The sequence below is a fragment of the Nostoc cf. edaphicum LEGE 07299 genome (genome assembly GCF_015207245.1).
In the GTDB taxonomy this organism is placed as follows: Bacteria; Cyanobacteriota; Cyanobacteriia; order Cyanobacteriales; family Nostocaceae; genus Nostoc; species Nostoc edaphicum_B.
Map to the genome: position 1 here is coordinate 1 of NZ_JADEXF010000268.1, position 5,890 is coordinate 5,890.

The 5,890-nt window shown below is 43.6% G+C and carries 5 protein-coding genes and 1 pseudogene; 3 read left to right on the top strand and 3 right to left on the bottom strand.

What is annotated here, in order from left to right; translation table 11 throughout:
• From IQ229_RS24985 to IQ229_RS10065, 3 genes and pseudogenes are all read right to left on the bottom strand, one after another.
• Positions 1 to 114, bottom strand: a pseudogene (locus tag IQ229_RS24985) (DUF1257 domain-containing protein); the annotation flags it as partial.
• 141 nt (positions 115 to 255) lie between these two features.
• On the bottom strand, positions 256 to 1,767 hold the full coding sequence (ycf46, locus tag IQ229_RS10060) for a stress-responsive protein Ycf46 (protein WP_194043329.1): 1,512 nt from the start codon (positions 1,765 to 1,767) through the stop codon (positions 256 to 258).
• 78 nt (positions 1,768 to 1,845) lie between these two features.
• On the bottom strand, positions 1,846 to 2,199 hold the full coding sequence (locus IQ229_RS10065) for a hypothetical protein (protein ID WP_194043331.1): 354 nt from the start codon (positions 2,197 to 2,199) through the stop codon (positions 1,846 to 1,848).
• Positions 2,200 to 2,692: 493 nt separating this feature from the next.
• Between IQ229_RS10065 and IQ229_RS10070 the strand changes: the two genes are divergently transcribed.
• The 3 genes from IQ229_RS10070 (at position 2,693) to IQ229_RS10080 (ending at position 5,873) form a co-directional block, all read left to right on the top strand.
• A complete protein-coding gene (locus IQ229_RS10070) occupies positions 2,693 to 3,211 on the top strand; it encodes a hypothetical protein (protein WP_194043333.1) in 519 nt (172 codons plus the stop codon).
• A gap of 135 nt (positions 3,212 to 3,346) precedes the next feature.
• Complete coding sequence (locus IQ229_RS10075) at positions 3,347 to 4,501, top strand: NAD-dependent epimerase/dehydratase family protein (protein ID WP_194043335.1); 1,155 nt, start codon at positions 3,347 to 3,349, stop codon at positions 4,499 to 4,501.
• Between the two features lie 241 nt (positions 4,502 to 4,742).
• Positions 4,743 to 5,873: a glycosyltransferase family 4 protein gene (locus IQ229_RS10080; RefSeq protein ID WP_194043337.1), complete on the top strand. Its 1,131-nt coding sequence runs from the start codon at positions 4,743 to 4,745 to the stop codon at positions 5,871 to 5,873.
• Positions 5,874 to 5,890: the final 17 nt, after the last annotated feature.

Below are 5,890 nucleotides of genomic sequence, written 5' to 3' on the forward strand. Positions count from 1 at the left end.
GTTATAACCACGGACATCAGCTTCAGTCTTTACGCTGATACCGAGGTCGCGCAAGGAAGCCTTGAGGATTTCGGCATCGGTGATTTTGGTACGCAGGGTGCTAAAGTGAGACATTTGGGTTTCCTCCAATGAGAAGATTGAGAAAAACGACAACGGTTTGTTTTGGGCGAAGCCGCGCTTAACAGGATGCGGCTTTTCTTATAACTGCTAGCATTTTCTGCTAGCCTTTCCCCCTGGGATGGCAGAGGAAAGCTTTTAAAACTCCATTCGCTGATATTCAGCTACGGAGGATGCTGCGGGGCGTGCGCGCTGTCTGGCCCAATCTCTCAGAGCCGTTACTTGTTCTTGCATCGTTCGAGACAGCGGCAATGTTGCCTTCAGTGCAGCAATAATATCTAGTTGGGTGAACTCCCGATCTTGGGCAAAAGCTTCATACATTGCCGCAACGATCGCTTGTTCAACTTCTGCTCCAGAAAAGCCATCAGACATCTTGGCTAATTGCTCAAGATCGAATCGAGAGATGTCTTCACGGCGCTTGGTCAGATGAATATTGAAAATATCCTGCCGTTCTTCCGGTGTTGGCAGATCGACAAAGAAGATTTCATCAAAGCGTCCTTTCCTCAAGAATTCCCCAGGTAAGCGTTCTACTCGGTTGGCAGTTGCCATCACGAACACTGGTGATTTCTTATCTTGCATCCAAGTGAGGAAAGAGCCGAAGATTCTACTTGAAGTCCCCCCATCAGAATCAGACGAACCTCCACTACCAGCAAAGGATTTATCTAATTCATCGATAAACAAAATCGCTGGGGAAATAGATTCTGCTGTTTTCAGGGCGTTCCGCAAGTTTGCTTCACTTCGTCCCACCATTGAGCCGTCGTAAACTCGCCCCATATCCAACCGCAACAGTGGTAAACCCCACAGTCGGGAAGTAGTTTTAGCAATTAACGACTTACCGCAACCGGGAACTCCTAAAATTAGCATCCCCTTTGGTTGAGGCAAACCATACTCTCTCGCTCTTTCTGTAAAAGCGTTAGAGCGTTGCTTGAGCCATCTTTTTAACTCTTCTAAGCCACCTACAGCATCAATAGTTTCATCTTCTTCAATGTATTCTAAGATGCCATTGCGCCGAATTAGTTGCTTTTTCTCAGATAAAACGATGTCTACTTCATCTTCCGTCAAACGCTCTTTAGTTACCTGTGCCTTACGGTAGACTTTCTCAGCTTCATCTTTAGTTAGACCCAAAGCAGCTCTGAGAAGTTTTTCTCTGGCTTCTGTTGTCAGTCGCCGACCACGATTTTGCTCTATATGGTGAGTTAAGACTTTATTCAACTCAGCCATATCTGGCAATGTAAAGTCGAGAACGACAACTTCTTTTTCCAGTTCTATAGGTACTTGTTGCATCGGAGACATCAAAACGATGTTCTTTTGCATACCTTTGAAACTAGCGATCGCATCACGCAGGGATCGGTTAGTTGCAGGCGCATCTATAAAGGGATGTAAATCTTTAAGAATAAATATACTTGGTTCTTTCTGCCGGATGATCCACTCAATCGCCGCCTCTGGAGACACGGTATTATGTTGGGTAACATTCCGGGGTTGACCATACTCAACAATCCCGTGTGTTACTGTCCAAACAAATACTCGGCGCTGGGGCTTTAATAACTGGGCGATTGTGGAAATTGCTTGCTCGGCCCGCTCTTCCTCGGAGGTCACAAGGTAGATTAAAGGGTATTGAGCTTGAATTAGGATTTTGAGCTCTTCGTTCATACTTCGACCTACTTGAGACCTTATAGAGACAGTAGAGACATTGCTTCTGGTAAAGAAAACCGAATCATGAATATCTATCTAGCAAGGAACTAACTCTTCCTCACCTTTGGGATTGGTTTCATCTTCATCCATCTCGTGAAGAGAAAGATGCTCTTGACCAACTACCCCTGGTTGATTGCCTAAAGTAACCAGTTCCCCATCACGCAAGACTAATGAGCTATCACAAGTTGGGCATGAATAAACTCTATGAGTCCGCCCATAAGAAGAATCTTCTAACTCGTCAACCAACTCTTGATTGGATAGGTAAAAACCAAGGGCACGTTCGGCAAGTTCTGACATTGGCTCGGAATCGACTGCTGAACGAATCTTCAGTTTTCTGTGCAACTCTGGCGATAAATACAAAGTGACCTTTTGCTTAGTTTGCGTTTGCATATAACTCTTTAACGGTCTTACCCGGGTATGTATATCAAGTTATCGGTTCTTCTATTGGTTGTCAAGACAGTAAAACGTTTTGACGCTAATATTGTTACATTTCTTTACATTTAAGATTCAAATGCCGTTTATTGAGTGATAAATAGCTGAATACAAACCTCTGAGAATTAATCAGGATCTTAGACACTCAAAACCTGAAGGCTCGATGGGAATTAGCGATCGCTAATTTAATGATTGCCTGAGTTGGTTGATTTTTTAACTATTTGGAGCGTAAGCGGATTAAAGTTGAACACCTTTCCGGTTGCAAACAACTGATATCCACAAGAGATGCCAGCAAATGACACCAGCATTGAATTTTTAATCAGCGCTCTTTTGGTGCAGTTTCTTCAGCAGTTTACGGATTCGTGAATAGCTAGTAAATTGGCGAAGGTATTGATCTGAGTTTCTGGCACTTCTTATAAAATCAGTGACTTTGGCAAAATGTGTAATGTAAATGGCTACTGCTAATAAAATCTGTAGTTGGGGGCGAAGAATTTATCAGTTTACCGCCAGCGTTAGCGGAGTTATTGCCCTGTTAATCATGCTGTGGGGTTGTACTGCAAATGATTTTAACGCCGGAGCGATCGCCTGGAAAACTTATCGCAACTCTCGTTATGGCTTTGAATTTCCATATCCAAGTAACTGGACTTCTTTAGCAGCCTCAGAAAATGGTGATGGAATTGCGTTTATTTCACCACAAAATAGCTCTGTGCAAATTCGGGGGTGGGCAAGTCAGCAGCTACCAAACGAGCGAGAGTCAGTAAAAAAGATTAAATCCAACTTTCAGACCGCCCAAGGAGTATCTGGGGTGCTGGTTGTAGAAATCGATCGACGAGGAGGTTCAATGAGACTTATAGTAACTCAGAGTCCAGTGAACTACTATTGGCAGGGACAAAGCAAGAGCCAAGATTTTCAAGATTACTATCGTTTATTTTATTACATTGCCCAGCAGTATCGCATTCCGAAGTCCTGAGTGAGGAGAATTCCCTGCATTTTCCCCATTTTACCCTGTTCGATGCTCTCTAAATCCATATCTCTCCCAGAATGATGATTAAGAGGGTACAGAAACCTGATAGATTTAGCTATCAGCGAGTAAAAACTGGTGAAGATGAAAGTCCTGGTTATTGGTGGTGATGGATATTGCGGTTGGGCAACTGCTCTTTACCTTTCCAATCGAGGTTATGAAGTTGGAATTCTAGATAGTTTGGTGCGGCGGCACTGGGATAATGAACTTGGTGTCGAAACTCTCACTCCGATCGCACTAATTCAGCAACGTCTCCAGCGCTGGCAAGATTTGACGGGTAAATCGATCGACTTGTTCATCGGCGATATTACGAATTACGAGTTTCTCCATAAAACATTACAGCAATTTCAGCCAAATGCTCTGGTGCATTTTGGTGAACAGCGTTCGGCCCCATTTTCCATGATTGACCGAGAACATGCAGTTGTTACCCAGGTCAATAATGTAGTTGGTACGTTGAATTTGCTGTACGCCATGCGGGAAGATTTCCCCGACTGTCATTTGGTGAAGTTGGGGACGATGGGTGAATACGGTACACCCAACATCGACATTGAAGAAGGGTATATCACCATTGAACACAATGGACGCAAGGATACCCTACCTTATCCCAAGCAGCCCGGTTCGATGTACCACTTAAGCAAAGTTCATGATAGTCATAACATCCACTTTGCTTGCCGGATTTGGGGATTGCGGGCAACTGATTTAAATCAGGGTGTAGTTTATGGTGTCTTAACCGAAGAAACGGGGATAGACGAACTATTGATTAATCGTCTGGATTACGATGGTGTGTTTGGTACAGCACTGAACCGCTTTTGTATTCAAGCAGCAATTGGACATCCGTTAACTGTTTACGGTAAAGGTGGACAAACTCGCGGATTTTTGGATATTCGGGATACAGTCAGATGTGTGGAATTAGCGATCGCTAACCCTGCCGAAGCTGGTGAATTCCGCGTATTTAACCAATTTACCGAACAATTTAGCGTCGGAGATTTGGCATTGATGGTGAAAAAAGCTGGTAACGCTATCGGATTGAAGGTAGAAATCAATCATTTAGATAATCCCAGAGTTGAAAAAGAAGAACATTATTTCAACGCTAAAAACACCAAATTGCTTGATTTAGGTTTACAGCCTCATCTGCTCTCTGATTCTCTCCTCGATTCTCTGTTAAACTTTGCCATCAAGTATCAGACGCGAGTAGATCACAAACAAATTCTGCCTAAAGTCTCTTGGCACAGAAATTAAAATAAACCCCAGTAAATCGTGGGTCTAAAAATGGTCGTCGTATTTTAGCACAATATGACGACCAACTCTTTATTATTTATCAGGTGTATCTTCCAGCTACTACTAAATTTACTGTTTACTGTTTACTACAGTTATTTTGATTGTGCAGAATTGATTACAGGACGCGAGACAGTTTACTCTGTGTTTAATAGCAAAATGCACTCTTAAGCTGAGATTATCTGCCTGGACTGAATAGTTTTTTATGAGAATTGCCCTATTTACCGAAACCTTTTTACCCAAGGTTGACGGCATTGTAACGCGCCTGCGCCATACTGTCGATCATCTCCAGCGCAGTGGTAATCAAGTGCTGGTAATTGCCCCTGATGGAGGCATCACAGAACACAAAGGCGCTAAAGTTTACGGCGTTACTGGCTTTCCTCTGCCATTGTATCCAGAATTGAAAATGGCACTTCCCCGCCCAGCCATTGGTTACGCTTTAGAAGAGTTTAAGCCTGATATTATTCATGTCGTGAATCCAGCCGTTTTGGGTTTGTCTGGGATATTTTATAGCAAAATCCTCAAAATCCCCTTGGTGGCCTCTTATCATACCCATTTACCCCAATATCTCCAGCATTACGGCTTGGGGATGCTGGAAGGTTTTCTTTGGGAACTACTGAAAGGCGCTCATAATCAAGCAGCTTTGAATCTGTGTACCTCCACAGCAATGATAGAGGAACTGACAGCACACGGTATTGAACGTGTAGATTTATGGCAGCGTGGGGTGGATACAGAATTATTTCACCCCGATTTAGCTAGTGTAGAGATGCGATCGCGCCTATCAAAAAATCATCCAGAAAGTCCATTGCTACTTTACGTGGGACGGCTTTCAGCTGAAAAAGAAATTGAGCGTATCAAACCAATCTTAGAAGCCATTCCTGAAGCGCGTTTAGCATTGGTTGGAGATGGGCCCCACCGTCAAGCATTGCAAAAACACTTTGCTGGCACAAACACTTATTTTGTTGGCTATCTCATGGGGCAAGAGTTAGGTTCAGCCTTTGCGAGTGCTGATGCCTTTATCTTTCCTTCTCGTACAGAAACACTAGGTTTAGTACTACTAGAAGCAATGGCTGCTGGCTGTCCAGTAGTAGCAGCCCGTTCCGGGGGAATTCCTGATCTTGTCACAGATGAGATAAATGGATATCTTTTTGAGCCAACAGCAGATGTTCAAGGAGCATTAGCTGCTACTGTTCGCCTCTTAGAACAAAAACAACAACGAGATATCATCCGTCAAAATGCCCGCCAGGAAGCAGAAAGCTGGGGTTGGGCAGCTGCTACTAGGCAGCTACAAGATTACTATCAAAAGGTGATATTTTCTGAACAGTTGGCAAAATAAGGGAGTGGGGAGATGAG

Bases quoted from the DNA above. Each gene is read 5' to 3' on its own strand.
- ycf46 (WP_194043329.1), bottom strand. From the start codon at position 1,767: ATGAACGAAGAGCTCAAAATCCTAATTCAAGCTCAATACCCTTTAATC.
- IQ229_RS10065 (WP_194043331.1), bottom strand. From the start codon at position 2,199: ATGCAAACGCAAACTAAGCAAAAGGTCACTTTGTATTTATCGCCAGAG.
- IQ229_RS10070 (WP_194043333.1), top strand. From the start codon at position 2,693: ATGGCTACTGCTAATAAAATCTGTAGTTGGGGGCGAAGAATTTATCAG.
- IQ229_RS10075 (WP_194043335.1), top strand. From the start codon at position 3,347: ATGAAAGTCCTGGTTATTGGTGGTGATGGATATTGCGGTTGGGCAACT.
- IQ229_RS10080 (WP_194043337.1), top strand. From the start codon at position 4,743: ATGAGAATTGCCCTATTTACCGAAACCTTTTTACCCAAGGTTGACGGC.